Here is a 26,874-nt window from a genome sequence, read left to right on the forward strand (position 1 = left end):
CGTCCGCCCCCCGTCCGCCCCCCGTCCGCTCCCGGCGCGCCGGTTCCGTGCCGTCCGGTGCGCTGCCTACGGTGGGGTGGTGACAGATCGTCAACACCGCGGGTACCTGGGGGCGGCGGCCGCGTTCGCCGTCTGCATGGCCGGCACCACGCTGCCCACCCCGCTGTACGGGCTCTACCAGGAGCGGATCGGGTTCTCCGAGCTGATGGTGACGGTGGTGTTCGCCGTCTACGCGTTCGGGGTGATCGGCGTGCTGCTGCTGTTCGGCAACGTCTCGGACGCGGTGGGCCGGCGGCCGGTGCTGCTGTGCGGGCTGGCCTGCGCGGGCGCCAGCGCGGTGGCGTTCCTCGCCGAGCAGGGGCTGGCCTGGCTGTTCGCGGGCCGGCTGCTGTCGGGTTTCGCGGCGGGCCTGTTCACCGGCACCGCCACCGCGTACGTGCTGGAACTGGCCCCGCCGGGCGGCCGGGCCCGGGCCGCCTTCACCGCGACCGCCGCCAACATGGGCGGCCTGGGCTGCGGCCCGCTGCTGGCCGGGCTGCTCGCCCAGTACGCGCCGCGGCCGCTGACCCTGCCGTTCGCCGTCCACCTGGCGCTGCTGGCGGCCTCCTTCGCGGTGGTCCGGACGCTGCCGGAGAGCGTGGCCGGGGCGCGTCCGCTGCGCACCGCCCGGCCGCGGCGGCCGGTGCTGCCCGCCGAGGTGCGCGGGGTGTTCGTGCCGGCCGGGATCGCCGCGTTCACCGGGTTCGCGCTGCTGGGGGTGTTCACCTCGGTCACCCCGGCCTTCCTGGCCCAGGACCTGGGGGTGCGCAACCACGCCGCGGTCGGCCTGATCGTCGCGGCCGCGTTCTTCGCCTCCACCGGCGGCCAGCTGCTGGTGCCCCGGCTCGGCGCCCGGCGGGCGATCCCGCTGGGCTGCCTGGTGCTGATCGGCGGCCTCGGCCTGCTCGCCCTCTCGCTCGCCACCCACACCCTGGCCCCGCTGGTGCTGGCGGCGCTGGTCGGCGGCACCGGCCAGGGCATGACCCTGCGCGGCGCGGTCGGCGAGGTCGCGGCGGCGGCCCCCGACGCCCACCGGGGCGGGGTGCTCTCCGCCCTGTTCGTCGTCGCCTACCTGGGCATCTCCGTCCCGGTGATCGGCGTCGGCCTGCTCACCGGCCCGCTCGGCCTGCCCGACGCGGGCCTGGTCTTCACCGCCTGCATGGCCGTGCTGGCCGCCGCCTCCGGCGCCTTCCTGCTGCACCGCGCCCGCGCCTCCTCCGCCACCTGACCTCCACCGCCCGATCTCCACCGCCCCACCCCCGCCACCTGATCGGACGTCATACCCGAGTAGCATCCCGCCGTTTGGCTCCCGGGTACGACGCGTCCGGCCCGTTCGCGCCCGTACCGTGTCGCCCGTCGGGTCCGCAGCGGGCGGACGGGCGCGGAGGGAGCAGCCGATGGGCAGGCGGGGACGGATCACGGGGGCGGCGCTGCTGCTCGCGGCGACGGCGGCAGTGGCACCGGTGTGCACCCCGGGCACGGCAGCGGCAACGGCAGCGGGCACGACGACGGCGGCAGACGCGACAGCAGCAACGGCGGGCCCGGCAGCGGAGACCCGTCGGGCGGCCGCCGAACTCCCGTCCCCCACCGGCCCGTTCAGCATCGGCACCACCTCGTTCGAGCTCACCGACCCCGCCCGCGCGGACCCGTGGACCCCCGGGCGGACGCGCCGCCTGATGGTCAGCGTCTGGTACCCGGCCGTCCCCGCCACCGGGGGCGCCCCGGCGCCGTACATGGTGCCGGCCGCCGGTGCGCACTTCGGCGGGCCGGAGGGCGTCGGGCTGATCAACTACGGTGTCACGCCGGGCAGTACGGACTGGTCCGCGATCCGCACCCACGCCCGGACGGACGCCCGGGTGCTGCCGGGCGGGCCGCGGCCGGTGGTGCTGTACTCGGCCGGGCTGGGCGACCCGCGCACCTGGGGGACCGCGCTGGTCGAGGACCTGGCCTCGCGCGGGTACCTGGTGGTGACCGTCGACCACACCTACGAGGCGTCCGAAGTCGCCTTTCCGGACGGCACGTTGGCGACGTCCGTGCTGCCCGGCATGCTCGGCGACCCGGACCTCGACATCGGCGCGGTGCTGCGCCGGTCGATGGACGCCCGGGTCGCCGACACCCGTCTGGTCCTCGACCGGCTGGCCTGCCTCGGCGAGCGCCCCGGCCTCCCGGCCGGCCTGGCCGGCGCCCTCGACCTGACCCGGGTCGGCATGGCCGGCCACTCCGCGGGCGGCTTCACCGCCCTGCAGACCATGCACGACGACCCGCGGATCGCCGCCGGGATCGACCTCGACGGGCAGTTGCACTACCCGGGCCCCGACGGCCGGAGCGGCGTCTTCCTCCCGACCCTCGCCCAGGACGGCCTGGACCGCCCGTTCCTGCTGCTGGGCACCCGCAGCCCCGACTCCGGCTCCTACCACCGGCAGCCCGGCTGGGACGCCCTGTGGCAGCACAGCACCGGCTGGCACGCGGACCTCACCCTGGAGGGCTCCCGGCACGGCTCCTACACCGACGCCGAGTCCCTCCTCCCCCAGCTCGCCCGCCGGGGCGCCCTCTCCGCCGACACCCTGGCCTCCGAGGTCGGCACCGTCGCCCCCGCCCGCGCGGAGCGCGCCACCCGCAGCTACGTCGCCGCCTTCTTCGACCGCTGGCTGCGCGGCCGCGACGACCACCTGCTGGACGGGCCGTCCCCGCTGTTCCCCGAGATGACCTACGAACGCTGACCGGTCCGGGGCCCGGGACGCGCACCGCCCCGGGCCCCGGCCCCCTCGACGCGCCCCCGCTCAGGCCGCCGTGACGGACTGCGGGAAGGCGAACACCCCGTCGGGGTCGTAGTGGCGGGCGGCCTGCCGGAGGCGCGGCAGGTTGGCGCCGTAGTAGGCGCGGCCCCAGTCGGGCAGGGTGGCGTCGATGTAGTTGACGTAGGCGCCGGGGGCGCCGAGGCGGGAGAGGCCGTCGCGGATCTCGTCGACGGTGGCCCGGACCCGGTCCTCGGTGGCGGGGGTGGCGGCGGCGTAGACCTGGGCGCTGGCCAGCGAGTCGCGGTGCGGGAAGGCCGTCCCGTCGGGGGCGATCTCGCCGACCGCGCCGCCGAGCGAGTCGAGCAGCAGGTCGACGCCGGTGCGGCCGGTCATCAGCTCGGTGAGCCGGGCCGGGTCGAGGGGGCCGGGGCCGAACATCCGGGAGACCGCGACGAATCCGGTCCGGGTGAGCCGGCCGCCCTCCCAGACGGGGTGGCACTGGGCGACGGTGTCGTTGGCGCAGCCGGCCATGAACTTCATCGCGGCCAGGTAGTCCTTGGCGGCGACGGTGCGGCCGGTGGGCGCGGTGCCGGCCAGCCGCACCAGGCGGTCGACCTGCTGGTTCGCGCCGGACGGGTCGCCGACCCAGCAGCCGACGATCTTGCAGCCGGGCGGGTTGCCGCCGGAGATCTGGCAGCTGGCCCACAGTTCGGGGGGCGCGTCGGCGACCCACTGCTGCCAGGCGCCGAGCACCTGCGGGACGGAGCCGGCCGGGAACGGCAGGACGATGACCGTCAGGCCGGGGGCTGGCGGGGTGTCGAAGGTGAAACGGGTGACGACGCCGAAGTTGCCGCCCCCGCCGCCGCGCAGCGCCCAGTGCAGGTCGCTCTCGTGCTCGGCGTCGGCGGTCAGCACGCAGGAGTCGGCGGTGACGACCTCGGCGGCGGTGAGCCGGTCGCAGGTCAGGCCGTACTTGCGGGCCAGCACGCCGATGCCGCCGCCGAGGGTGAGGCCGCCGATGCCCACGGTCGGGCAGCTGCCGCCGGGCAGCAGCCGGCCGGCGGCGGCGAGGCCCGCGTAGACCTCGATCAGCCGGGCGCCCGCGCCGACGTCGGCGCTGCCGTCGGGGCGGACCCGGACGTCGTTCATGGCGCGCAGGTCGATCACCAGGCCGCGGTCGGGGACGCTGTAGCCGAGGTAGCTGTGGCCGCCGCTGCGGGCGGCGATCGGGATGCCGTGGCCGCGCGCCACGTCCAGGCAGGCCCGGACGTCGTCGGCGGAGGCGCACTTGGCGACGGCTCCGGGGAACTGGCCGTCGTTCAGCTCGTTGAAGCCGAGCCGGGCCGTCCCGTACCCGGGGTCGGCGGGCAGCACCAGCCGGTCGCCGAGCCGCTGCCGCAGCGCCTGCCAGTCCGGCGGCGCGGCCCGCCACCCGCGCTGCCGGGCCGGGAACGCCCGCACCGAGTCCGCTCCTGCTGCTTCCGCTGCTTCCGCTGCTCCCGCGCCCCGCCCTTGGGCCCGGGCCGGTGAAGCCCCTGCCATCAGCCCCGCCCCCAGCGCTCCGCCCACGGCCAGAAAACGACGACGGTCCATTGTCACGACGCACCTTCCTCCCCCGCACCGGGCGCACGGGGGCTCTGCGCCGATCGTCACGCCCCGTCCCGCCTCCGCCCGGCTGCGGCCCGCCGGAGTGCGTCCGATGGCCCAGCGCGCCCGGCGCGCGCCCGACGCCCCGTCAGTTTCCGTGCGCCGGTGGGCGGCTGTGCGCCCGGACCACCCTGCGGCTTTAGCCGTCAAATCGGACGAACGTATAAATGTAGGATTTGCACCATGAAACTGGTGAAGAGGCGGCCGAGGTTCTACCTGCTGCTGGGTCTGGCGGTGGCGGCGGTCGTGGCACTGGTCACGGTGGTGATCGTGCGCAGCTTCGCCATGGTCACGGTCGACCCCGCCCAGGCCCGCAGGCAGGCGAAGGGCGCCCCGGCCGCCGGGCAGGTGGACTGCTCCCGGGAGAAGTGCATCGCGCTCACCTTCGACGGCAGCCCGGGCGAACCCACCGGGCGGGTCATGGACCTGCTCGCGCAGCACCACGCCCGGGGGACGTTCTTCCTGGAGGGCCGGGACATCCACAGCTTCCCCGACGTGGTGCGGCGCATCGCGGCGGAGGGCCACGAGATCGGCGACCACACCTGGAACCACCCCCGGCTGACCGAGATCCCCGACGCGGAGGTCAGGGACGAACTGACCCGCACCGCGGACGCCATCGCGGAGGTCACCGGCAGCCGGCCCACCCTGATGCGCCCGCCGGAGGGCCGCACCGACGACCGGGTCTCGAAGATCTCCCGGGAGCTCGGCCTGGCCCAGGTGCTGTGGACGGTCACCGCGCAGGACTACGCGACCGAGGACACCGCCCTGATCACCAAGCGGGTCCTGGACGGCGCCGACCGGGACGGGATCGTCCTGCTGCACCCGCTGCACAAGGGCACCGTGCCCGCCCTGCCCGGCATCCTCCAGGCCCTCGACGACCAGGGCTACACCTTCGTCACCGTCGGCCAGCTGCTCGCTCCCGGCACCGCGCAGCCCGGCACCATCTACAAGTGACGCCCCGCCCCGCGCGGCCCTCCCTCCCCCGTCCACGCCCGTCCGCACCCGACCGCCCCCGAACCGTGACCTGACCGCACGTCAATTCCGCTGCTGGTGCCGTATTGTCGCCGTCCTCGGCCGGACGCGGACGCCGGCGATCACGCGTCGTCGCGGCCGCACGGCCGCGCGCTGCCCGGGACCGCGGGCGGACGCGCGGGCCGGGGCGGGGAGGGCACCTCCGGCCGCACGGGCCGGCGGGAACGACGGGAGGCACACGGGTGCGGTTTCGGGGACGGGCACGGCTTCGGGGACGGGAACGGGTGCGGTCGACGGCACGCCCGGCGAAGGGGTGCGACTGGTGACGGCCCTGGACGGCCTCCCGCCGATGAGCGTCGAACCGGGCGCGGAACTGCGGGAGTTCGCCGCGGAACTGCGCACGCTCTTCCTCGGCCTGGACGCCCCCGCGGCGGACGCCCTCGCCGCTCGCTGCACGCCGGGGCCGCAGGCGTGCGCCGACTACCTGGCGGCCGTGCGCATCCCGCCGTGGGAGTTCGTCGAGGCACTGCTCGACGCCCTCCCCGACGCCCCCGACCGGCCGGACGTCCGGGAGCGGCTGCGCCGGTCCCGGCTGGCCGCCCTGCGGGTCGCCCCGCCGATCGGCTGGGCGGTGCGCCAGATCGAGGGCCAACTGCACGCCGTCGAACGGGAGGTGCAGGAGGCCGACGAGGAAGCCGAACAGGCCGAACGCGAACTCGCCCACGCCCGGCCGGCTCCGGCTGCCCCCGACACGCCCGACACGCCCGACGCTTCCGGCACGCCGGCCGACGGCACCGACCCCGCCCAGCGCGCCGCGCTGCTGGCCGAGAAGGCCGGGCAGGCCCGCGAACGGTCGGCCCGGGCCGCCGCCCGCCGCGACCTGATGCAGCGTCAACTCGTCCTGGTGGAACGGCAGCAGGGCACCACGGCCGCCCCGCCCGGGCCCACCGGGGCAGCGGCCGCGGAGAGCGGCGACGACCCGCTGCCGAAGATCCTGCTGGTGGACGACCGGCCGGAGAACCTGGTCGTCCTGGAGGCGCTGCTCGGCCCGCACGGCCACCACCTGGTCTGCGCGACCTCGGGGCCCGACGCACTGCGGGCGCTGATGGAGCCCGACGACTACGCCGCGATCCTGCTGGACGTGCAGATGCCCGGCATGGACGGCTACGAGACCGCCGCGCACATCCGGGGCCGGGCCCGCACCCGCGACATCCCGATCGTCTTCGTCACCGCCATCGGCAGCGGCCCCGACCACGCCCGGCACGCGTACGCCGCGGGCGCCGCCGACTTCATCCCCAAGCCGGTCGACCCCTGGACGGTGCGGGCGAAGGTCGCCTCCTTCGTCGAACTGCACCGCGCACGCCGCACCGGCCGCTGACCGGCCCGGCCCGCCGTCGGCCGGAACGGCGAGGCCGCCACCCCCCGCGACAGGGGGTGGCGGCCTCATTCCGTGGGGGTCTGTGTTCCGCGGGGTCTGCGTCCCGCGGGGGTCCGGTCCCCGTCCCCGTCCCCGTCCCCGGGCGGGTGCTACTTCCAGCTGTCGGTGAGCGTCGCCGTCCCGGAGGCCCCGGTGGTGTAGCTGCGGTTGGCGCCGCTCTCCCAAGTGACGTTCCCGGCCGCGTCCTTGACGATGTACTTGTACTCGAAGGCGCTGTTCGCGGGCAGGGTCAGCGAGAGCGTCCAGTTCGGGTAGGAGGCGGAGGACATCGGCAGCGCGGAGGCGGGGTTCCAGCTGCCGAGCTGGGCGGTGGAGCCGACCAGGTAGACGTTCTGCCCGTAGACGGTGGCCTTGTTCTCGGAGAAGTTCACCGTGACCTGGCCGGTCGTCGCGGTGCTGCCGCCCCAACTGTCGTTCAGCGTGCCGCCGGTGGCCCCGGAGTTGGCGCTGTGGTTGGCGCCGCTCTCCCAAGTGACGTTCCCGGCGGCGTCCTTGACGATGTACTTGTACTCGAAGGCGGTGTTCGCGGGCAGTTGGACGCTGCCGCTCCACACCGGGTAGCCGGCCGGGGAGAGCGCGACCGCCGCGTTCGGGTCCCAGCTGCCGAGCTGGGCGACCGAGCCGACCAGGTAGACGTTCTGGCCGGTCACGGTGGTCTTGGTCTCGTTGAACTTCTCCGTCACCGTCCCGTTGCCGGGCGAGGCGGAAGCCGAAGCCGAAGGACTCGGGCTCGCACTGGCACTGGCACTGCCGCTCGGGCTCGGGCTCGGGCTGGTGGTGCCGGTGGTGGCGGTGTACAGCGCGACCGCGTCGCCCGCGTTCACGGTGACCGTCGCCTTGCCGGAGCCGTCCACGCTCACGGTCGGGCCGGTGCAGTTCGAGCCGCTGAGGTCGCCGTGGACGACGTCGCAGTAGGTGCCCGCGGCGAGGCCGGTGGTGAAGGTCTGGGTGACCGCGGAGCCGCTGTTGTTGATGGCGACCCAGCCCTTGCTGCCGCGGCTGAAGGCGATCGCGTTGCCGCCGTTGTCCCACCAGTTGGCGACGCTCTCGCCGCGGGTGGCGTTGTGCCAGCCGACCATGTTGGAGATGCCCTGGTCCCGATCGGTGCAGGTCCAGGTGTTGTTGCCGCAGTTGACGTCGGTGACGAAGCCGTTGCCGTCGGCGGGCGGCGAGTCGTCCTTGTTGTTGAACCGGAAGCCCGCGTACACCTGCGGGGTGCCGTAGCCCCAGGCGAGTTCGAAGACGTGCGCCAGCTTGTACTTGGAGCCGTCGTTGTACGTCAGGGTGGTCTTGTCGCGCTCCAGGTCGTGGTTGGTCACCATGACGGCGGACTTGTCGCTCGGCTCGAAGCCCCAACTCTGCCCGAAGGTCTTGAGGTTGGCGATGTTGCCGTTGAACTGCTGGGAGAGCTTGGAGGCGTAGGTGAACTCCAGCACGCTGCCGTTGCCCTCGAACGCGGCGGGCGCCAACTGGCCGCCGCTGCCCGGGAAGATCTCCTGGTAGACGTACGGGCGCCCGCCCCACTGGGTGTCGCTCAGCCGGGAGACGATGTTGCCCATGTCAGCCTGGGCGATGTGCTTGGCCGCGTCCACCCGGAAGCCGTCGACGCCCGCGCCGATCAGGGTGTTCAGGTACCCGGCGATCTTGCCGCGGACGTAGTCGCTCTCGGTGTTCAGGTCCTCCAGGTTGAGCAGCTGGCACTCCTGGACCTGGGTGACGTTGTTCCAGTCGTTGATGCCCAGGTCGGCGTTGGGGCACGGCGGGGAGCCGTGGAAGTCCGACTTGGCGTAGGGCACCGCCGAGTAGCTGTACGCGGACGGGCTGAAGGCCGACCCGCCGTACCCGGTGGTGCTGGTCTGGTTGCTGCCCGCCATGTGGTTGATCACCGCGTCGGCGTACACCTTCACGCCCGCGTTGTGACAGGCCGTCACCATCGCCCGGAACTGCGCGTCGGTGCCCATCCGGCTGTTCAGGTTGTACGAGACCGGCTGGTAGACCTCCCACCAGGGGTGCCCGGGCAGCGAGATCGACTCCTGCGGCGGGGCCACCTGCACGGCGCCGTAGCCCTTGGGGCCCAGGACGTTGGTGCACTCGTTCGCGACCGAGTTCCAGTTCCACTGGAACAGGTTGGCGATCACGTCGCCGCCGTTGGGCGTCGCGGCGGCCTGCGCGGTGCCCTGCAGGCCGAGCGGCATCAGCACGCCCAGGACCAGTGCGCCGGCCGCGGTGGCCACGGGCACGGTTCTACGGACAGGGGTCATCGGCGAATCTCCCAAGGTGGTGGGGGACTTGAGGAGGGAACGGGAAGACGATCCACCCCGGCGCGACACACCGTCAAGACATCCGTGCAAGAAATTTCATCTCCTTGCGTTCGAATCCACATCCGCCGGAAACAAAAACCGGGTAGTCAATCCGCCGAAAAGGTATACACCTCCCCACCGTTCGCCCAGCTCACCCCGGACTTGCTGCAAGTATTTTCAGAAACTTTCACCCACCGTGCCGCTCCGCGCCGCGCACCCGCCCCCGGGATAGCGTGGCGCGGTGGACCACAGCGAGATCGACGACGACGGCATGGTGCGGGTGCGCGGCGCCCGGGTGCACAACCTGCGGGACGTGGACGTCGCCGTGCCGCGCGGCGCGGTGGTCGCGTTCACGGGGGTGTCCGGCTCCGGCAAGTCCTCGCTGGCCTTCGGCACCCTGTTCGCCCAGGCCCAGCACCGCTACCTGGAGTCGGTCTCGCCGTACGCCCGCCGCCTGCTGCGCCAGGTCGAGGCCCCGCAGGTGGACGCGGTGACCGGCATGCCCCCGGCCGTCGCCCTGGAGCAGCGCCGCTCCGTCCCGTCCTCGCGCTCCACCGTCGGCACCATCAGCACCACGTCCAACCTGCTGCGGATGCTGCTCTCCCGCTGCGGCACGTACCCGCCGGGCGCGCCGCGCCTGGACTCCGACGCGTTCTCGCCGAACACCCCGGCGGGCGCCTGCCCCGAGTGCCACGGGCAGGGCGTGCTGCACCGGGTGACCGAACGCTCCCTCGTCCCGGACGACTCGCTCTCCATCCGGCAGGGCGCCGTCGCGTCCTGGCCGGGCGCCTGGCAGGGCAAGAACCTGCGCGACATCCTGGGCACGCTCGGCCACGACCTGGACCGGCCCTGGCGCGAACTGCCCGCCGCCGAACGGGAGTGGATCCTGTTCACCGACGAGCAGCCGGTGGTCACCGTCCACCCCGAGCGCGAGCCCGGCCGCGTCCAGCGCCCGTACCGGGGCAAGTACAGCAGCGCCCGCCGCCTGGTCCTCAAGTCCTTCGCCGAGTCCCGCAGCGAGGCCGCCCGTGCCAGGGCCGCCGCTTTCCTCGAACAGTCCACCTGCCCGCACTGCCACGGCCACCGGCTGCGCCCCGAGGCGCTGGCCGTCACCTTCGCCGGCCTGCCGATCACCGGCCTGGCCGCTCTCCCCGCCGCCCGCCTCGCCGACCTGCTGCGCCCGCACACCGCCGGGGACGGCCCGGCCGCCCTGATCACCGCCGACCTGGCCGACCGCCTCACCGCCCTGGACCGCCTCGGCCTCGGCTACCTCTCGCTCGACCGCGCCGCCCCCACCCTGTCCACCGGCGAGCTCCAACGCCTGCGCCTGGCCACCCAGTTGCGCTCCGGCCTGTTCGGCGTGGTGTACGTCCTGGACGAACCCTCGGCGGGCCTGCACCCGGCCGACACCGAGGCGCTGCGCCGGGTCCTGGCCGAGCTGCGGGCGGCGGGCAACTCGGTGTTCGTGGTCGAGCACGACATGGCGGTGGTGCGCGGCGCCGACTGGCTGGTGGATGTCGGCCCGGCCGCGGGCTCCGGCGGCGGCCGCGTCCTGTACAGCGGCCCGGTGGACGGCCTGCGCACGGTGGACGCCTCCGCGACCCGCCGCTTCCTGTTCGACCCGCCTCCCCCGCCGCCGTCCCGCCACCGCACCCCCACCGGCGTGCTGCGCCTGCGCGGCGTCACCCGGCACAACCTGCGCAACGTGGACGCGGACGTGCCGCTGGGCGTGCTCACCGCCGTCACCGGCGTCTCCGGCGCGGGCAAGTCGACGCTGCTCGCCGCCGTCGCCGAACACCCGGACGCGCACCGGGTGGTGACCTTCGACCAGACCCCGCTGGGCCGCACCCCGCGCTCCAACCTGGCCACCTACACCGGGCTGCTGGACACCGTCCGCAAGCTGTTCGCCGCCACCGACGAGGCGAAGGCCCGCGGCTACGGCGCGGGCCGGTTCTCCTTCAACGTGGCGGCCGGCCGCTGCCCGACCTGCGAGGGCGCGGGCGCGATCGAGGTCGAACTGCTCTTCCTGCCCACCGCGTGGAGCCCCTGCCCGGACTGCCACGGCAGCCGCTACAACCCGCAGACCCTGCAAGTGACCTACCACGGCTCCACGATCGCCGACGTGCTCGCCCTGACCGTCGACGAGGCCGCCGCGTTCCTCGCCGACACCCCGCCCGCCGCCCGCGTCCTGACCACCCTCCAGCAGGTCGGCCTCGGCTACCTGCGGCTCGGCCAGCCCGCCCCCGAACTCTCCGGCGGCGAGGCCCAGCGCGTCAAACTCGCCGCCGAACTCCAGCACGCCCACCGCCGCCGCACCCTCTACCTGCTCGACGAGCCCACCACCGGCCTGCACCCCGCCGACAGCGAGACCCTCACCGCCCAACTCCACCGCCTGGTCGACGCGGGCGCCACCGTCCTGGTCGCCGAACACGACCTCACCCTGATCGCCGGCGCCGACCACGTCATCGACCTCGGCCCCGGCGGCGGCGACACCGGCGGCCGCATCCTCGCCACCGGCACCCCCACCACCGTCGCCACCACCCCCGCCAGCCGCACCGGCCCCTACCTGGCGGAGCGCCTCGGACTACCGGGCAGCTGACCGGCCGCGCACGTCCACCACCGCCATCCCCGCCCGCCGCGCCGCGAGCAGCCCGCTGTCGGCGTCCTCCAGCACCACGCACGCCGCCGGCTCGACGCCCAACTGCCGTGCCGCCAACAGGAAGACGTCCGGCGCGGGCTTGCCCCGCTCCACCTCGTCCCGGGTCACCACCCGCGTGAACAGCCCGTCCAACCCCAGGTGCCGCAGCGTCGCCTCCACCGTCCGCCGCGTCCCACCGGAAGCCACCGCGAGCGGGAGGCGGCCGGTCAGCTGCCGGGCCAGGGCGGTCACGGGGGTGATCTCGGTGACGGCAGCCAGGTGGTCGAGGTAGCGCTCGCCGCACTCCGCCACCAGCCGGCCGATCAACTCGCCGTCGGAGCGCACTCCCTGGCCGTCCAGGGCAGCCTTGATCGTCTCCGGCGTGGACGTGCCGGTGTACCCCTCGTACCACTCGCGGCCGATCTCCAGCCCGAACGGCGCCAGGGTCGCCGCGAGGGCCAGGTAGTGCGCCGGGTGGGTGTCGGCGAGGGTCCCGTCACAGTCGAACAGGACGGCTTCGAATCCGGTGAACGACTCCGGGTCTTCCAGAGCGACCATGCCTCTCCTCCAAGCGGGTTGACACCACCACCGGGCCCAAGTGGTCTATACCGCACCCTCCCCAGCGACGCCCCGAACTGTCAAGGACCCCCGGAACTCCCTGGCCCGCCCGACCCGCCCCGTGCTGGAATCCCCTGGTGCCCCTCACCGTCCGTCCGGCCGCACCGGCCGACCTGCCGCACCTCCCGGCCCTGCAGCTCGCCGCGGGGAGCCTCTTCCACACCATCGACCCGGCCGACCGGGTCTGCCTGCGCCGCCCCGTCCCGCTCCCGTATCGCCCGTAACGTCCCGCCGCAGCCCGAGGGGCCCGAGCGCAGTACCTACTGCCCGGGCCCCTCGTTCCCCCGCCCCTCCCTACTGCCCTCCCCCTGCGCTCAGTTGGCGAGGCTGAAGTCCCCGCCCACCGGGGCGGCGATCTTGTCGACGCCGGTCAGCGCGGTCAGTGTGGTGACCGGGGTGCTGCTCTCGGTGGTGGTGCCGTTGCCGAGCTGGCCGGAGCCGTTGGCGCCCCAGGAGCGGACGGTGTTGTCGCCGAGCAGCACGATGGTGTGCTCGCGGCCGCCGGCGACGAGCTGTACGCCCTTGATGCCGGGCACCGGGACGGGGGTGATCCGGTAGTCGGTGGTGCCGTCGCCGACCTGGCCGGAGGTGTTCTGGCCCCAGCCCTTGAGCTTGTTGTCGCTGTCGGTGACGGCCAGGCTGTGGTTGCAGCCCGCGGCGATCTGCGAGACGCCGCCGAGCCAGATGCCCTGGGTGTCGACGGGCGTGTACCGGTTGATGGTGCTGTTGTCGCCGAGCTGCCCGGTCGCGTTGTAGCCCCAGGCCTTGACGGCGTTGCCGCTGGTGGGCCTGGTGCCGCCGCTGGGCGGTCCGACCAGGGCCAGGTTGTGGTTGCAGCCGGCCGCGATCTTGGTGACGCCGGTGAGTCCGCCGACCGGGGCGGGCACGTTGCGGCTGGCCGAAGTGCCGTCGCCGAGCTGCCCGTTGATGTTGTAGCCCCAGGCCCAGACGGTGCCGTCCTCGCGCAGGGCGAGGCTGTGGTTGAGCCCGGCGGCGATCGCCACCACCTTGTTGAGGCCCTCGACCCGGACCGGGACGCTGCTGTCGGCGTTGGTGCCGTTGCCGAGCTGCCCGTAGTTGTTGCGGCCCCAGGCGACCACGGTCTGGTCGTCGAGCAGCGCGAGGCTGTGCCAGCCGCCGGCGGCGACGTCGCGGGCGTTGGAGAGGTTGACGACCTGGCCGGGCGCGTTGTGGCTGAACACGCTGCCGTCGCCGAGCTGCCCGGAGCCGTTGGCGCCCCAGGACATCACGGTGCGGTCCTTGAGCAGCGCCAGCCCGTGCCCGATGGTGGAGCCGCCACCACCGGCGGCGATCTTGTCGACTTCGGCGCTGGTCAGGCCGAGCACGGTGGTGGAGGTGGTGCGGAAGTCGGTCCAGGTGCCGTCGCCGAGCTGCCCGGAGCGGTTGTTGCCCCAGGCCTTGAGCCGCTTCTCCTGCGCGTGCGCGGTCCCGGCGGGCACGGCGGCCAGGCTGAAGGCGGTGAACGCGGCCAGCCCGGCGGCGAGCACCGGCCGCAGGCGGGAGCGGCCGGCGGTGGCAGTCTGCGTGGACGTCATGAAGTGCCTTTCCTCGAAAGGTGGTTGGGGTCAGCGCGCGAGGCTGAAGTTGCCGTTGCTCGGCGCGGAGATCAGGGAGACGCTGCCGGACTTGGCGAGCACCTGGACGGGAGTGTTGCGCTGGGTGGTGGTGCCGTCGCCGAGCTGGCCCTTGTCGTTGAGGCCCCAGGCCTGCACGGTGCCGTCGGCGAGCACGGCCAGGTTGTGCGCGGAGCCGGCGGCGATCGCCTCGACGCCGGACACGCCGGGGACGGGCACGCTGGTGTTGCGCTGGGTGGTGGTGCCGTCGCCGATCTGCCCCTTGTCGTTGGCGCCCCAGGCGCGCAGCGTGTGGTCCTGGAGCAGGGCGAGGCTGTGGGTGGCGCCGCCGGCCAGCGCGACGACGTCGGTCAGTTCCTGGACGGGCACGGGGTAGGGCTTGTTGACGGTGCTGTCGTCGCCGAGCTGGCCCTTGTCGTTGAGGCCCCAGGCGTAGACGTGGCCGTCGGCGAGCAGCGCGAGGGCGTGGTTGGCGCCGGCGGCGATGCCCTTGACGGTGGTCAGGCCGGGGATGGTCATCGCGGTGTTGCGGGTGCCGGGGGTGGGCGCGGGGACGGGCGCGGTGGAGCTGACGGGCACCGGGGTGACGCCGAGCTGGCCCTTGTCGTTGAGGCCCCAGGTCTTGACGGTGCCGTCCTTGAGCAGCGCCATGCTGAAGGCGTCCCCGGCGGCGATGGCCTTGACGTCGGAGAGCCCGGCGACGGTGACGGGCAGGTTGGTGTTGGTGGCGGTGCCGTCGCCGAGCTGGCCCTTGTCGTTGGCGCCCCACGCCTTGACGGTGCCGTCCTTGAGCAGGGCGAGGGCGTGCGAACCGCCGGCCGCGACGGCTTCGACGCCGGTCAGTCCGGCGACCAGGCCGGGCACCGCCGCGTCCTCGGTGGCGCTGGTGACGCCGTTGCCGAGCTGGCCCTTGTCGTTCTTGCCCCAGGCTTCGACGGTGCCGTTGGCGAGCAGCGCGAGCGCGAAGCCGGTGACGGTGGCGCCGCTGGTGGTGCCGCCGGCGGAGATGCCGTTGAGTTCGGCCCCGGCCATGCCGACCACCGAGACGGGGGTGAGCCGCTGGGTCTTGGCGGTGCCGTCGCCGAGCTGCCCGCTGGCGTTGTTGCCCCAGGCACGCAGCCGCAGGTCGTAGGCGGACGCGGTACCGGCCGGCAGGGCGGTGGTGCACACCAGGGTCAGGCCGGCCACCATCGCGGGCAGGGTGACGGCGGGCAGCTGGCGCAGCTTGCGGTGCATCGGTGGTTCCTCCGTGGACGTGGACGGGCTGGACGGGCTGGACGGGCGGGACGAGCTGGGCGGACAGGGCGGACGGGACACGGCCTGACGGGACGTCAACGGCGTCAGGGGGCGGACGCGCCGGGAAGCGCGCGCCGGACGGGCTCGCCCTGGGCGAGCCGTCCGGGCGGGGGCTGGACGGGGTAGGTCTTGTCGACCGGCCGGTGCGCGGCGTGCGATCCGCCGTACGCATCGCCGTACGTACGGCCGTACGCGCCGCCGCTCGCCGCTGGACGACCGTTCAGCGCGGCGTCCGACGCGGCGGCCGGCGGTGCGGCCAGCAGCGCGGCGAGCAGGCAGGGGGCGGCGGCCGCGAGCAGGACGGCGCTTCGGGTGTGGGGTGTCATCGGGGCCTCGTGGTCACGGTCGGGGCGCGGCACGGCACGGCGCGGCACGGCGCGAGGGGTGCACGGTGGCAGCCCGACCCCGGTCGAAGTCGAAGTCGAGGTCGAGGTCGAGGTCGAAACCGGAGTCGGGCTCGGAGTCGAAATGATGATCCGATCGCCGGATACCTAACCCACCGTCACCGGCTTCGTGCGGCCCGGAACCGCTTTCCATGCCAACGGCCCAGCCCGTCCTTCGCACACCCCCCGTTCGGTCCGCTCTCGGTTGCGGTGCGTAGTCGCCCCGCCCAGCATGGCCAGGGATCTTGATCGTCAGCCGTCCTGATCAGACATCAACCGATCGGCCCCGTCGCCGAGTTCAGGGAGGAACCCGTTGCTCCGGACCTCACCGGCCAGACTCCTGGCCATCACCCTCAGTAGCGCCGCCGCGCTGGCCGTCCCGGCTCCGGCGGGCGCGGAGGACACCGAGCCGGCCGTCGTGGTCAACGGCACCTTCGTCTCCCCGCAGGTCCCGTCCGGCAAGGACTGGGCGTACCTCACCATCGACGGCTGGGACGGCCCCGGCCTGCTCTCCGCCGCCCGGGCCAACCACCCGCAGGGCTACCAGGCCGCTTTCCTCGCCGCCCCCGGCTCGGCCGAACCGCTCAGCACCCGGCTGCGCGCCGTCCGTGCGGGCGCCACGGTCACCCTCACCTGGGACGACAACCCCGACACCTGTGTGGGCAAGGGCGTCGCCCGGCGCAGCTACACGGTCTCGGTCGCGGGCGGCGCCAACCAGCCGGGCGCGTTCGCCACCAACGAGCCCACCGGCCGGGCGAACTGGTTCGTCGGCCGGTCCTACTCCTTCACCGCGGCCGAGGACTCCCCGAAGGTCGCCTTCTCCTTCGACGCCTCCAACGCCACCCCGAGCTGCCAGCCGTCGATCACCAACGTGGCCGCCAAGCAGACCGCCCCGGCCTCCCCGCCGAAGGCCGCCACCGACCCGTGCGCGGGCGACGCGGCGAACGGCTCCCAGTGCAAGGACGTCGGCGGCGCCAAGGAGGAGATCGCCAAGTGCCCGGCCACCAGCCGGGACTGCCTGAGCGGTGTCGCCGGGGACGGCAAGCAGACCAACGACGGCATCGCCCAACAGACCGGTGCCGTGCAGGACTTCGGGGCCGTCCCGCGCGACCAGATCCCGGACGCCGCCGCCCAGGGCCTGTGCCCGCTGTCCAACGCCCTCACCGACGGCCTCCCGCCCTCGTCCGTGGTCGTCCCGCCGAGCCAATGGGGTCCTTGCTGATGCTCCGTCAACTGCCTTGCGCCGCCGGTTCGGTGCTGCTCGCGTCCGCCCTCGCCCTGACCGCCCCGCCGCCCGCCGCGCACGCCGCCGACACCGTCGACGCCACCGTCCCGAACGGCACCTTCGCCGATCCGGTAGCGCCCGACAACGGCACCCAGGCCGGGCACGCCGGCTGGTCGCCCGACGGCAACGGCGTGGTGTTCGGCAAGGGCCTGGCCCAGCACCCGCGGGGCTACCAGGCGGCCTCGCTGAACTGGAACGGCGCGCCGCTGACCCTGCGCACCCGGCTGTGGGGCGTCAAGAAGGGCTCCACCGTCACCCTCACCTGGGACGACAGCCCCAGCACGTACAGGGGCTGCAAGCCGGAGCAGGTCAAGGACGGCCAGACGTACAACGTCGCGCTGATCACCGACGGGCCCGCGCCCGACCCGCAGGTCACCACCAAGGGCAGCGACACCGTCGGCACCGCCAACTGGACGGCGGGGCGGGCCTTCCCGTTCACCGCGACCGAGGACAACCCGATGGTGTCCTTCGAGTCGGCGGAGCCCGCCGGGGCGATGTCCTGCGGCCCGCTGATCACCAACGTGGCCGCCCGGCAGACGCCCGCGCCCGTCGACAAGAAGGTCCGCAAGGAGCAGCTGCCGCCCCCGAAGGCGTACCGGGGCAACGACCCGCTGGAGCCGGGCGTGGCGGTGGACGACTGCGAGGGCTCGCCGACCACCTGCACCTTCACGGTCGACAAGGGCTACTCGTACCAGTACTACGGGCAGACCCGGATCGTCGGCGAGGTGTACCTGAACTGCACCCGCAACGCGATCACCGACGACCGCAAGCTGGAGGTCACCGAGCCTCCGTACGACAGCCTCACCCAGTACTACGCGCTGAAGGGCGCCCCGCTGCTGCCCAGCCGCTCCGAGCTGGCCAAGAGCCGCCCCAACGTGGCCAGTCAGGTCGAGGCGGGCTTCAGCGTGGCGGGCGGGAACGCGGCGGCAGTGTCCACCAGCAACCCGCTGACCTGGTCGCGGACCACCAGCAAGCCGATGAACCCGGTGATCCAGCCCGGCGAGGTGAGCTGGATCGAGGTGCAGCCGGCCCGCGAGCGGGTGACCGGCTCGTTCACCAACTCCCGCAACAACTACCGGCTGGACGCCGCCTTCGACGTCCCGGCGACCTCGCTGCCGGACCGCTACTACCAGCGCACCGGCCCGCTCACCGAGGTCGAGCTGAAGCGCTGCGGCGCCGACCGCCCGACGGCCGACACCCCCGACAACACGGCCGGCCCGGACAAGCGCCTGACCGCACTGGACGCCCCGCCGGCCGGCCTGGCCACCCGCACCGTCCCGCTCACCCCCTGAGCCCCCTGAGCCCCCTGAGCCCCCTGCGCCCTCTGATCCCCTGAGCCCCCGAGCCCGCACAACCCCCTCCCCCCGCAAGCCGATCGGCCGCCCGGTACCCGCAACACCGGGCGGCCGACGCCCTGTTCACCGACCTCCAGGAGCAACCCGTGCCGCCCACCCGCCTGTTGGCCCTCCCGCTCGGCGCCGCCCTCGTCCTCGCCGCCCCCTGGCCGGCCGGGGCGGCGAACACCGATCCGGTGGCGGTGGAGAACGCGACGTTCTCCTCCCCGACCGTGCAGTCCGGCGACTGGACCTACGGCGTCGACGGCTGGACCGGGCCCACCGGCGCCGCCTCCACCTCCCGGGCCGCCCACCCGAAGGGGCTGCAGGCCGCCACCCTGGGCTGGGACGGCAAGGCGGTCTCGCTCAGCACCCGGCTGCGCGGCGTCCGGGCCGGTGCGGGCGTCACCCTCAGCTGGGACGACAACCCCGACTCCTGCGCCGCGTCCGGTTCCGGCCCGCGCTCCTACACGGTGACCGTCACGGGCGCCGCCGACGCCCCCGGCAGCTTCACCACCAAGGCCCCCGCCGCGAAGGCCGACTGGTACCTCGGCCGCACCTACTCCTTCACCGCCCCCGAGGACTCCCCGCAGATCACCTTCACCAGCACCATCACCAACAATCCCGGCTGCGGCGAGCTGATCACCAACGTCCAGGCCGCCCAGACCCCGCCGCCCGCCAAGGCCCCCACGCCCGGCGCCGCCGACCCGTGCGCGGGCGACGGGGCGAGCAGCCCGGCCTGCACCATCGACGCGGGCAACAAGGAGAAGATCAAGGACTGCCCGGCCACCAGCCGCCAGTGCCTGGAGGGCGTCGCGGGCAAGGGCGAGAAGGAGAACGCCGGAATCGCCCAACAGACCCAGGCCCTCGACGACTTCACCAACACCCCGCGCGACCAGGACCCGAACACGGCCCTCGGCCCGCTCTGCCAGGTCGCCGACCTGCACCACGGGAGCCTCCAGCCCGGCGACACCGTCCTCGCCCCCGGCACCTGGTGGTACTGCTGAACCACCCCTCCGCCCCCGAGTGGCACGACGCCGGGCGGTACGACACCGGGCCCGTACGGATGGTCACCGTACGGGCCCGGGCCCGCTGTCCGGGCGGATCGGTCAGTCCGCCCGCACCCACTCCTGACGGTCCGTCAACTCATACTGCTCCAGCGGCTGTTCACCGCCCCGGTGCGGGGCGCCCTCGAAGACCCCGGCCTCCGCGCCCGGGACGGCGCGCTTGGGTTGCAGCGTCAGGCAGTAGTCCTTGGCGTTGAAGGTCTGGGCGACCACGGTGCTGATGTTGGAGCTGGACGGGCTGGTCACCACGATGTTCCTGACCGTCGTCCCGGTGCCGTCGAGCGACAGCACGCCGACCGTCCGGGTCATCGCGCTGAGCATGCCGAACTGCAGTTCCTGGCCGGTGCCGACCTGGAACTTCACCTGGGTGCTCTCGGTGTTGGTGCGCTTCCACTCGTGCGAGTAGGCGGCCTTGAAGGCGAGTTGGAAGGCCGCGGTGGCGGTGAGCTTGAGCTGGGCGGAGCCGGTGGCGCTGCCGCTGACGGTGGTGGTGGTCCCGGTGGTGGTGTCGGTGTTGGGGCCCTTGTCCTTGGGCGCGGTGGTGTCGGTGTGCGAGTTCTCGGTCTTGTCGGAGCCCGCCACCGTGCCGGACACGTTGGTGGTGTTGTCGATCGTGCCCTCGACGGTGGCCGAGCCGGAGATCTCGCCCGCCAGGTTGTCGGTGGCGCTCGACTCCAGCACCACCGTCCGGTACACGGTGATCTTCTTGTTGGTGCAGTTGATGACGCTGTTGCCGACCGAGACCACGGCGGCGGTCCGCTCCGCGGTCAGCCCGGGGATGAACCGGAAGCTGCAGCTGTGCTCCTGCCCGCAACTGCGCACCACGGCCGCGGCGTCCGGCAGCGGGGTGTCGCCGTCGAAGGCCTGCGCCACCAGTTCCTCGGCGGCCGGCTGGACCGGCGCCGCCCCGTCCGCGAACGCCGGCCCGGCCGCCGTCCCGCCCAGCGTCAGCAGCGCGACGGCCAGCGCCGCGCCCCGCTTCACCGCTTGCTCCAGGTGCCCTCGGGAGTCCGCGCGTACACCGCGTCCGGCACCTGCCCCGGCGGCTGCGGCGCCACCTCCAGCAGGCCCGGTTTCGCCACCGCCCGGCCCGGCGGGCGCAGCGACAGGCAGACGTCCGGCCGGGCGAAGGTCTGCGCGACGATGGAGCTGCCGGTGGCGATGGACGGGCTGTCCACCACCACGTTCTTGATGAACCGTCCGGTGTGGTCGACCGTCAGGATGCCGACCACCCGGGTGACGGCATTGACGGCGCCGAACTGGATCTCGTCGTTGGCCGAGACGGTGAACACCACCCGGGTGGTCTCCTTCACGGTGGCCTGCCACTGCTTGGCGTAGGACGCCTGGAAGGCGAGTTCGAAGCTGGCCTTGGCCCCCAGGTGGAGCGCGTTGGAGCCGGCCACGGTGCCGGTGACGCCCGTGGTGTTCTGGAACTTGTCCTGGGTGGTGGGGCCCTTGTCCTTGTTCGGCCCGTACTGGACGGTACCGTTGGTGGTGTCCGCCGCCAGGCTGCCCTGCGCGGCGGCGGTCACCGTGGTGTCGATGCTGCCGGTGACGGTGGCCTTGCCGGAGATCGAGCCGCTGATGTTGTCGGTGCTGCTGCTGGCCACCGTCAGGCTGCGGTCGATCTCCATGTCGTCGCCGGTGCAGTTGATCGCCGCGTTGCCGACCGAGGCGACGGCGCTGCCGAACAGCCCGACGATCCGGTCCGTCACCCGGAACGTGCAACTGCCGGGCCGGTCGCACTGCGAGGCGACCTCCTCGGTCGAGGCCAACCTGGTGTCGCCGTCATACGCCTCGGCCGCGGGCATCGGCGGCAGCAGCCCCGCTTCCGGCGTCCCGGCCGCGGGAGCCGCGGCCGGGGCAGGGGCACTCCCGGCGCTCCCGGCGCTCCCGGCCGTCCCGGTGCTCCCGGCCGTCTCGGTGCTCACCGCCTCGCTGCCCTCGGCGGCCGCGGCGGGGGCGGCCGACGGCATCAGGCCGCCCAGGATCACCAGCCCAGTCAGTGCGGCCCCGGGCAGCAGGGCCGCATGTCCACTTATCCACCTGACCGTTCGCGTGACCGTTCGCGGGCGTGCGGAACCAACCACGGACGTGCTCCTCACTCGTCGACGACCCCCGTGACCGAGCCGCCCGGGCGGGCACCGGGCCCGCGGACGACCCCCCGGGCCCATCCTCCGCGAACGGCGGATCGCGAGCGAACGGTCGTCGTCGCAGGTGCGCCATTCGATGGCACGTCACCCGGTGGGACGTCAGGACGCGTCCGCCGACGGCCGGTCGGCCCCGCCGCGGGGCCCGCTCCGGCAGCGCGAACCAGCGCTCGGCCGCCGCCCGGGCCCGCTCGGTGAGCACGCTGTACGGGGCACGGGTGCGCGGCCGGCCTCCCGCACCAGGTCCTCCGGGTGGTCGCGCACCCGCCTCACACTCGCCGGAGCCACCCCGGCCACCCCGGCCACCCCCAGGATCCGCTCGAACTCCCGCCCGCCGTAGCCGAGTTCCTCCCGGACGGCGTCCGCCGGAATGCCGCTCAGTTCCAGGTCGGCCCGCCCGCTACGCCGCCCCACCGGCCTCCTCGGCCCGCTCGGCCGCCTCCTGCGCGGCCATCACCTCGTCGCCGTGCTCGAAGGCCCACGCGCCGAAGGCGTCGATGGCGGGCAGCAGGGTGCGGCCCAGCGCGGTGAGCCCGTAGGCCACGCCCGGACGGCCGGGGCCCGGCGGGCGGCGGTCGACCAGGCCGTTGTACTGGAGGCGGCGCAGCGTCTCGGTGAGCACCTTGGAGCTGATCCCACCGATCCGCCCGCGCAGTTCGACGGGCCGGAACGGGCCCTCGCGCAGCGACCAGAGCACGACGGCGTTCCAGGTGTTGGAGAGCAGGTCGAAGGCGAGGCGGGCCCGGCAGTCGGCGAGCAGCGGATCGGCGTTCACGTACCGAATGGTGCCCGACGGCCTCCCTAGGCTCGCACCCGAGGCCCTCACCCTCACGAAGTCACCACCAACAGGCTTGGAACGAACGGGAGTCAGTCGATGCGGATCGGCATTCTGGGCACGGGCAACATGGCGGACGCACTGGGCACCCACTGGGCCCGGGCCGGGCACCGCCTCACCGTTGGCGGCCGCGACCTGGCGGCGGCCCGCCGCGCGGCCGACCGGATCGGCGGCGGGGCCCGGGCCGGCGACCTGCGCGCGGCGGTGGCGGACGCCGAAGTCGTGCTGGTGGCCCTGCCGTTCGGCCCGAGCACGGAGGTCGTCCGCACGCTCGCCGGACCGCTCGCGGGCCGGACCCTGATCGACTGCACCAACCCGGTGGGCCCGGGCTTCCGCTTGCTGACCGGCCACGGCCCGTCCGCCGCCGAGCAGTTGGCCGCCGCCGCGCCGGAGGCCCGGGTGGTGAAGGCGTTCAACCTGTGCCACCAGGACGTCTGGCGGATGCACCCGCCGGTCTTCGACGGCCGCCCCCTCGCCGTTCCGCTGTGCGGCGACGACCCCGTGGCCCTGGCCCGGGTCTCCACCCTGGTCGCCGACCTGGGCTGCACCCCGGCCCCGGCAGGCCCCCTCGCCCGGGCCGCCCTGCTGGAGGCCACCGCCGCCCTCTTCATCGGCCTGTGGGTCGACACGGGCGCGGACGTCCAGGCGATCGCGCCCCCGCTCACCCACGCCTTCGGACCCGCCCCGTCCGCCGCCTGACCCGCCACGGCCCCGGCCGCCGACCGAACCCGCCCGCGTCAACCGCCCGTCCCCGCGCCCGCCCCGTCCCCGTCCCCACACCCAACTCCGCGCCCAACTCCGCCCAGGCCCCGACCGGCGCCCCGTCCGTCCCACCAACCCCGCCCGTCCCATCCGGCCCGTCCGGGGTGATGACGTGCAGTGCGACGTGGTCCGCACCGGCCGCCCAGTGGGCGCGGACCCGGGCCGCGAGCGTCCCGGCGTCGCCGTGGGCCACCAGGGCGTCGACGGTCCCCGGGCCCGGCGGGTCGAGTTCGCGGTGGCCGGACCGGCGGAGCAGTTCGCGCCGGTTGGGCATCGCGGCGGCGGCCAGTTGGGCGGCCGCCGCTCCGGTGGCCGCCCGGTCCGGGCCCAGCACGCACAGTTGGACGACGGCCAACAGCCGTTCGGGGCCGAGGAGTCGGCGTGCTTCGCGGGTGTGCTCGACCGGCAGGCCGAACACCAGCGCGCCGTCGGCGCCGTGGGCGGCCGTCTCCAGTACGTCCCGCTCCAGCGCCGACACCAGCCGCGGCACGCGCGTCCCCGGGCTGCCGGGCGGTCCGAACGGCGCCGCGTCCAGGGCCGCCAGGTAGGCCCGGAGCGTCTCGGCGGCGGGGCGATGGGTGTGGCCGCGCACGTCCCGGGCCAGGCTGGGGTGGCTCTCCCAGAGCGTGGTCAGGAAGCGCCCGGGGAAGGCTTCGTCGAGCGTCCGGGCCCCGGCCGCCGTCGTCACCGCGTCGCGGGCGTAGACGTCGGCCATCCCGCAGGCGACGGTGATCCGCCCGCTCGCGGCCAGCAGCAGCGCGGCCTGCGCCATCGCCTCCCGCCCGTGGGCTTCCCCGAACCACAGGGTGCCGTAGCCCCGCCGTTCGGCCGCGGCGGCCGCCCGGCGCAGCTCCGCGACCGGCCACCCGTCCGCACCGCCCGCCCAGACCCCGACCCGCCCGAGCGGCGGCAGCCCCGTCGGCCCCGTCCGCCCCGGCTCCCCCGCCGCATCCGTCCGGCTCACGGCATCCCCCTGTCCGGCACGTGTGCACGTGCCGCGCGCTCGGCCCTCCGGCAGCCCACCCGCACCAACCGGGGTGGGCCCCCATTTGACGGACGCTACGATATGGAGGACCACCCCGGTTGACAAGCCGTCAGGAGTTCCGGTGCCCCAGAACCGTCCCGCCACCCCGCCGCTCCCGCCGTCCCGGCCGATGCGCGCGGATGCCCGCCGCAACTACGAGCGGATCGTGGCGATCGCGGAGCTCCTGGTGGCCGAACAGGGCGCGGAGGTCTCCCTGGAGGAGGTGGCCCGGGTCGCCGGGGTCGGCTCGGCGACGCTGCACCGGCACTTCCCGTCCCGGCAGTCCCTGCTGGAAGCGGTCTTCCGGCAGCGGGTCGCGGCACTGTGCGCGCAGGCCGACGAACTCGCCGCCACCCGGCCCCCCGCCGCCGCGCTCACCGACTGGCTGCACGCCCTCGGCACCCACGCGGTGACCAACCGCGGCCTCGGCGCCTCCCTGCTGCGCGGCGCCCGGACGGACCCGGCCGCCGACCCGGAGTTCGGCGCCACCTGCCACGCACTGATCACCGCCACCGGCCACCGCCTCCTCGCCCGCGCCACCTCGGCCGGCGCCGTCCGCCCGGACCTGACGATCGCCCCGCTCCTCACCCTGGTCAGTGCCATCGCCACCGCCACCGAGAACGACCCGGACGGCCCCGCCGCGACCCGCCGCCTGATCAGCCTCGCACTGACCGGCATCCACCCCGCCCCGCTGCCCCCCGCCACCTCACCGCACCCCGCCACCTCACCGCATCCAGCCCGCTGACCGCGCCCGCCGTCTCCGCCCCGGCCGTCACAGGGCGCGCAGCAGGTGGTCCGCCGGGGCGTAGTCGATCTTCCAGTCGGTGTAGACCCCGGTCGCGCCGTCCCGGTGGCAGCGCAGCCCCACCGTCACCCAGCGGACCGCCCCGTCGACCGTCAGCGTGAAGGCCACCGCCGCCTCGAACTCGTCGCCGCCGCAAGGGCATTCGGCCACCCCGGGGTCGGCCTCCTGCCAGACCTCGGCACTGTCCGCGAGGAAGGCCCGCCCCTCGCAGCGCACGCACTCCCGTCCGGCGCAGCCCTCGGTGTCGTCCACCCAGACGGTGAACACCCGCCCGCCGCACTCCTCGCACACGCACCCGCCCAGCACCGCCGGGGCATCCCCGACGGCCTCCCGCAGGCACCCCGCCAACTCCGCGGAGACGTCCCCGCCCACACCCGTCCGCTGCTGCCGTTCCGCGCCCATGTCCCCATCCTGGCAAAGCCGTCCGACATCCCCCCGGCCCCGGTCACGCCCTGCGGCGGGCCACCAGTTCGCGGGCGGCGTCCGCGCAGTGCGGGAAGTCGAAGGCGAACCCGGCCCCCAGCAGTCGCCCCGGCACCACCCGGCGGCTCTTCAGCAGCAGTTCGGTGTCCGTCCGGAGCGCGAACGCGCCGAGCTCCGCCGTCCAGCGAGTGGCGGACAGGCCCAACGGCATGCCGTTCGCGCGCCGCACCTCCCGCATCAGCTCCCGGTGCGGCAACGGTTTCGGGGCCGCCAGGTCGACCGGACCGGCCGACTCCTCCCGCTCGGCCAGGAAGCGCACCGCCCGGACGAAGTCGGGCTCGTGGATCCAGGACACGTACTGCCGCCCGCCCGCCCGCGACCGGCCCACCCAGACCGAGCCGGGCCAGGCCAGCACGTCGAAGACCCCGCACCGGTCCGGGCCGAGGACCATCGCGCTGCGCAGCGCCACCTTCCGGGTGGCGGGCGTCGCGGCCGCCTCCTGCGCGGCCTCCCGGTTCCGGGCGATCCGGACGCTGTACTCCCAGTAGTCGGGGACGTCCGGTTCGCTGCCGCCGACCAGGCCGGTCGCCTCGCCGTTCGGGGCGTCGAAGCGGTGCGCGTACACCGTCGCCGTGCTCATCTGCAGCCAGACCCGGGGCGGACCCGCCGCGGCGGCGATCGCCTCGCCGACCACCCGGGCCGAGTCGACCCGGGAGTCCATCATCTGCCGGAGGTTCTCCGACGTGCAGCGGCAACCGACCGTCCGCCCATCCTGTCCGCCCCGTCTGCTATCCCTGTGCCGGTGAACACCGAACAGCCGGACCCGGCCGAACTCGCCGCCCTCCGCCGCACCTTCGCCGACCTCGACGGCGTCGCCGACCCCCTCGGCTGGCCCGCCGTGCACGCCTTCGAGGCCCGGCACGGCGTGGTACTGCCCGAGCCCTACCGCACCTTCGTCGCCGAGATCGCCGATGGCTCCCGCAGCGGCCCGCCCGACTACGGCCTGATCGGACTCGCCGCCCTCCCCTCCGACTGGGGCGCGGGCCGCCCCGCCCGCGATCTCTCCCGCCCCTTCCCGCTCACCGCCGCCTGGAACTGGGAGAGCGACGAGGAGACCCCCGAGGAAGAACTCGACACCCTGGTCGAACAGGTCTGCAATGACGGCTCGATCGTCCTCGGCACCGACGGCTGCGGCATGTACTGGCACCTAATCGTCACCGGCCCCCACCGCGGCCACATCTGGTTCGTCGCCGACGTCGGCGCCACCCCCTTCGGCACCGATTTCGGCCACACCACCGCCCCCACCGGCTTCACCGCCTGGGTCACCCACTGGCACACCGGCCACCCCTGGTTCGACGCGGACGCATGACACCCCCTGCCGCGAACACGGCCACCTCAGCGGCAGAGCCCACCCCCTTCCCACCCAGCACCGACAACAAAGCCCCCGACTGCGAGCATGGCCTCATCGGCAACCGGGCCCCTCTCGCCCCCGCCCCCCACCCGACGCCGACAACAAGGCCCCTCC

Annotated in this window: 23 protein-coding genes and 1 pseudogene; 12 read left to right on the forward strand and 12 right to left on the reverse strand. The window is 74.4% G+C overall.

All coding sequences use genetic code 11. The annotated features are described in order from the left end of the window. Positions 1–136 precede the first annotated feature (136 nt). A complete protein-coding gene (locus IH44_RS0130085) occupies positions 137–1,267 on the forward strand; it encodes an MFS transporter (protein WP_232795140.1) in 1,131 nt (376 codons plus the stop codon). A gap of 169 nt (positions 1,268–1,436) precedes the next feature. Then, the gene (locus tag IH44_RS0130090; protein WP_030462923.1) at positions 1,437–2,759 is read left to right on the forward strand and encodes an esterase; all 1,323 of its coding nucleotides are present in this window, start codon (positions 1,437–1,439) and stop codon (positions 2,757–2,759) included. Between the two features lie 60 nt (positions 2,760–2,819). On the opposite strand, the gene IH44_RS0130095 is transcribed toward IH44_RS0130090, so the two are convergent. Next, the gene (locus IH44_RS0130095; protein WP_232795138.1) at positions 2,820–4,238 is read right to left on the reverse strand and encodes an FAD-binding oxidoreductase; all 1,419 of its coding nucleotides are present in this window, start codon (positions 4,236–4,238) and stop codon (positions 2,820–2,822) included. A gap of 369 nt (positions 4,239–4,607) precedes the next feature. Here IH44_RS0130095 and IH44_RS0130100 point away from each other — a divergent pair, with 369 nt between their 5' ends. Together IH44_RS0130100 and IH44_RS0130105 are read left to right on the forward strand one after the other, a co-directional pair. After that, on the forward strand, positions 4,608–5,378 hold the full coding sequence (locus tag IH44_RS0130100; protein WP_030462925.1) for a polysaccharide deacetylase family protein: 771 nt from the start codon (positions 4,608–4,610) through the stop codon (positions 5,376–5,378). A gap of 340 nt (positions 5,379–5,718) precedes the next feature. Continuing rightward, positions 5,719–6,774 (forward strand): two-component system response regulator, encoded by a 1,056-nt coding sequence (locus tag IH44_RS0130105; protein WP_157852512.1) that lies wholly within the window; start codon positions 5,719–5,721, stop codon positions 6,772–6,774. 149 nt (positions 6,775–6,923) lie between these two features. On the opposite strand, the gene IH44_RS0130110 is transcribed toward IH44_RS0130105, so the two are convergent. Continuing rightward, positions 6,924–9,095: a carbohydrate-binding module family 20 domain-containing protein gene (locus tag IH44_RS0130110; RefSeq protein ID WP_030462927.1), complete on the reverse strand. Its 2,172-nt coding sequence runs from the start codon at positions 9,093–9,095 to the stop codon at positions 6,924–6,926. A 310-nt stretch (positions 9,096–9,405) separates the two neighbouring features. Here IH44_RS0130110 and IH44_RS0130115 point away from each other — a divergent pair, with 310 nt between their 5' ends. After that, positions 9,406–11,733, forward strand: coding sequence for an excinuclease ABC subunit UvrA (locus IH44_RS0130115; RefSeq protein ID WP_030462928.1), 2,328 nt, complete (start codon positions 9,406–9,408; stop codon positions 11,731–11,733). Here IH44_RS0130115 and IH44_RS0130120 read toward each other — a convergent pair. Next, positions 11,719–12,330, reverse strand: a complete 612-nt coding sequence (locus IH44_RS0130120; RefSeq protein WP_051817540.1) for an HAD family phosphatase — start codon at positions 12,328–12,330, stop codon at positions 11,719–11,721. The genes IH44_RS0130115 and IH44_RS0130120 overlap by 15 nt on opposite strands. Positions 12,331–12,467: 137 nt before the next feature. Between IH44_RS0130120 and IH44_RS46785 the strand changes: the two genes are divergently transcribed. After that, positions 12,468–12,614 (forward strand): hypothetical protein, encoded by a 147-nt coding sequence (locus IH44_RS46785; RefSeq protein WP_157852513.1) that lies wholly within the window; start codon positions 12,468–12,470, stop codon positions 12,612–12,614. Between the two features lie 90 nt (positions 12,615–12,704). Here IH44_RS46785 and IH44_RS0130130 read toward each other — a convergent pair whose 3' ends face one another. The 3 genes from IH44_RS0130130 to IH44_RS0130140 form a co-directional block, all read right to left on the reverse strand. Beyond that, on the reverse strand, positions 12,705–13,946 hold the full coding sequence (locus IH44_RS0130130; protein WP_051817542.1) for a hypothetical protein: 1,242 nt from the start codon (positions 13,944–13,946) through the stop codon (positions 12,705–12,707). A 30-nt stretch (positions 13,947–13,976) separates the two neighbouring features. After that, on the reverse strand, positions 13,977–15,221 hold the full coding sequence (locus IH44_RS0130135) for a hypothetical protein (protein WP_051817544.1): 1,245 nt from the start codon (positions 15,219–15,221) through the stop codon (positions 13,977–13,979). 104 nt (positions 15,222–15,325) lie between these two features. After that, positions 15,326–15,607 (reverse strand): hypothetical protein, encoded by a 282-nt coding sequence (locus tag IH44_RS0130140; protein WP_030462932.1) that lies wholly within the window; start codon positions 15,605–15,607, stop codon positions 15,326–15,328. A gap of 370 nt (positions 15,608–15,977) precedes the next feature. Between IH44_RS0130140 and IH44_RS0130145 the strand changes: the two genes are divergently transcribed. The 3 genes from IH44_RS0130145 (at position 15,978) to IH44_RS0130155 (ending at position 19,290) form a co-directional block, all read left to right on the forward strand. Then, entirely contained in the window at positions 15,978–16,886 is a 909-nt protein-coding gene (locus IH44_RS0130145) for a hypothetical protein (RefSeq protein ID WP_030462933.1), read from the forward strand. After that, complete coding sequence (locus IH44_RS0130150) at positions 16,886–18,241, forward strand: hypothetical protein (RefSeq protein ID WP_051817546.1); 1,356 nt, start codon at positions 16,886–16,888, stop codon at positions 18,239–18,241. Before IH44_RS0130145 ends, IH44_RS0130150 begins: the two co-directional genes overlap by 1 nt. Before the next feature lie 149 nt (positions 18,242–18,390). Beyond that, entirely contained in the window at positions 18,391–19,290 is a 900-nt protein-coding gene (locus tag IH44_RS0130155) for a hypothetical protein (protein WP_030462935.1), read from the forward strand. Positions 19,291–19,392: 102 nt separating this feature from the next. Here IH44_RS0130155 and IH44_RS0130160 read toward each other — a convergent pair whose 3' ends face one another. From IH44_RS0130160 to IH44_RS0130175, 3 genes are all read right to left on the reverse strand, one after another. Further along, positions 19,393–20,334, reverse strand: coding sequence for a hypothetical protein (locus tag IH44_RS0130160; RefSeq protein WP_051817548.1), 942 nt, complete (start codon positions 20,332–20,334; stop codon positions 19,393–19,395). Next, positions 20,331–21,344 carry a hypothetical protein gene (locus IH44_RS0130165; protein ID WP_051817551.1) on the reverse strand — a complete coding sequence of 338 codons (1,014 nt, stop codon included), beginning with the start codon at positions 21,342–21,344 and terminating at the stop codon, positions 20,331–20,333. Before IH44_RS0130165 ends, IH44_RS0130160 begins: the two co-directional genes overlap by 4 nt. Before the next feature lie 556 nt (positions 21,345–21,900). Further along, positions 21,901–22,275, reverse strand: coding sequence for a helix-turn-helix domain-containing protein (locus IH44_RS0130175; RefSeq protein WP_030462939.1), 375 nt, complete (start codon positions 22,273–22,275; stop codon positions 21,901–21,903). 99 nt (positions 22,276–22,374) lie between these two features. On the opposite strand from IH44_RS0130175, the gene IH44_RS0130180 reads away from it, so the two are divergent. Next, positions 22,375–23,034 (forward strand): NADPH-dependent F420 reductase, encoded by a 660-nt coding sequence (locus IH44_RS0130180; RefSeq protein WP_030462940.1) that lies wholly within the window; start codon positions 22,375–22,377, stop codon positions 23,032–23,034. On the opposite strand, the gene IH44_RS0130185 is transcribed toward IH44_RS0130180, so the two are convergent. Beyond that, positions 22,997–24,061: an LLM class flavin-dependent oxidoreductase gene (locus IH44_RS0130185; RefSeq protein ID WP_051817554.1), complete on the reverse strand. Its 1,065-nt coding sequence runs from the start codon at positions 24,059–24,061 to the stop codon at positions 22,997–22,999. The genes IH44_RS0130180 and IH44_RS0130185 overlap by 38 nt on opposite strands. Before the next feature lie 142 nt (positions 24,062–24,203). On the opposite strand from IH44_RS0130185, the gene IH44_RS0130190 reads away from it, so the two are divergent. Next, entirely contained in the window at positions 24,204–24,866 is a 663-nt protein-coding gene (locus IH44_RS0130190; protein ID WP_369795013.1) for a TetR/AcrR family transcriptional regulator, read from the forward strand. Positions 24,867–24,893: 27 nt separating this feature from the next. Here IH44_RS0130190 and IH44_RS0130195 read toward each other — a convergent pair whose 3' ends face one another. Beyond that, a complete protein-coding gene (locus IH44_RS0130195) occupies positions 24,894–25,328 on the reverse strand; it encodes a hypothetical protein (RefSeq protein ID WP_030462943.1) in 435 nt (144 codons plus the stop codon). 43 nt (positions 25,329–25,371) lie between these two features. Continuing rightward, positions 25,372–26,118: pseudogene (locus IH44_RS0130200) on the reverse strand (DUF1731 domain-containing protein); the annotation flags it as partial. A 33-nt stretch (positions 26,119–26,151) separates the two neighbouring features. On the opposite strand from IH44_RS0130200, the gene IH44_RS0130205 reads away from it, so the two are divergent. Further along, positions 26,152–26,718, forward strand: coding sequence for an SMI1/KNR4 family protein (locus tag IH44_RS0130205; protein ID WP_030462944.1), 567 nt, complete (start codon positions 26,152–26,154; stop codon positions 26,716–26,718). Positions 26,719–26,874: the final 156 nt, after the last annotated feature.

Origin of the sequence: Kitasatospora sp. NRRL B-11411 (genome assembly GCF_000721345.1) — a bacterium.
GTDB lineage: Bacteria > Actinomycetota > Actinomycetes > Streptomycetales > Streptomycetaceae > Kitasatospora > Kitasatospora cineracea.

What these genes read in the sequence shown, in the direction of transcription:
- IH44_RS0130150 (WP_051817546.1), top strand. Translation starts at nt 16,886, where the DNA reads ATGCTCCGTCAACTGCCTTGCGCCGCCGGTTCGGTGCTGCTCGCGTCC.
- IH44_RS0130180 (WP_030462940.1), top strand. Translation starts at nt 22,375, where the DNA reads ATGCGGATCGGCATTCTGGGCACGGGCAACATGGCGGACGCACTGGGC.
- IH44_RS0130130 (WP_051817542.1), bottom strand. Translation starts at nt 13,946, where the DNA reads ATGACGTCCACGCAGACTGCCACCGCCGGCCGCTCCCGCCTGCGGCCG.
- IH44_RS0130100 (WP_030462925.1), top strand. Translation starts at nt 4,608, where the DNA reads ATGAAACTGGTGAAGAGGCGGCCGAGGTTCTACCTGCTGCTGGGTCTG.
- IH44_RS0130135 (WP_051817544.1), bottom strand. Translation starts at nt 15,221, where the DNA reads ATGCACCGCAAGCTGCGCCAGCTGCCCGCCGTCACCCTGCCCGCGATG.
- IH44_RS0130110 (WP_030462927.1), bottom strand. Translation starts at nt 9,095, where the DNA reads ATGACCCCTGTCCGTAGAACCGTGCCCGTGGCCACCGCGGCCGGCGCA.
- IH44_RS0130140 (WP_030462932.1), bottom strand. Translation starts at nt 15,607, where the DNA reads ATGACACCCCACACCCGAAGCGCCGTCCTGCTCGCGGCCGCCGCCCCC.
- IH44_RS0130090 (WP_030462923.1), top strand. Translation starts at nt 1,437, where the DNA reads ATGGGCAGGCGGGGACGGATCACGGGGGCGGCGCTGCTGCTCGCGGCG.
- IH44_RS0130195 (WP_030462943.1), bottom strand. Translation starts at nt 25,328, where the DNA reads ATGGGCGCGGAACGGCAGCAGCGGACGGGTGTGGGCGGGGACGTCTCC.
- IH44_RS0130085 (WP_232795140.1), top strand. Translation starts at nt 137, where the DNA reads ATGGCCGGCACCACGCTGCCCACCCCGCTGTACGGGCTCTACCAGGAG.
- IH44_RS0130120 (WP_051817540.1), bottom strand. Translation starts at nt 12,330, where the DNA reads ATGGTCGCTCTGGAAGACCCGGAGTCGTTCACCGGATTCGAAGCCGTC.
- IH44_RS0130115 (WP_030462928.1), top strand. Translation starts at nt 9,406, where the DNA reads ATGGTGCGGGTGCGCGGCGCCCGGGTGCACAACCTGCGGGACGTGGAC.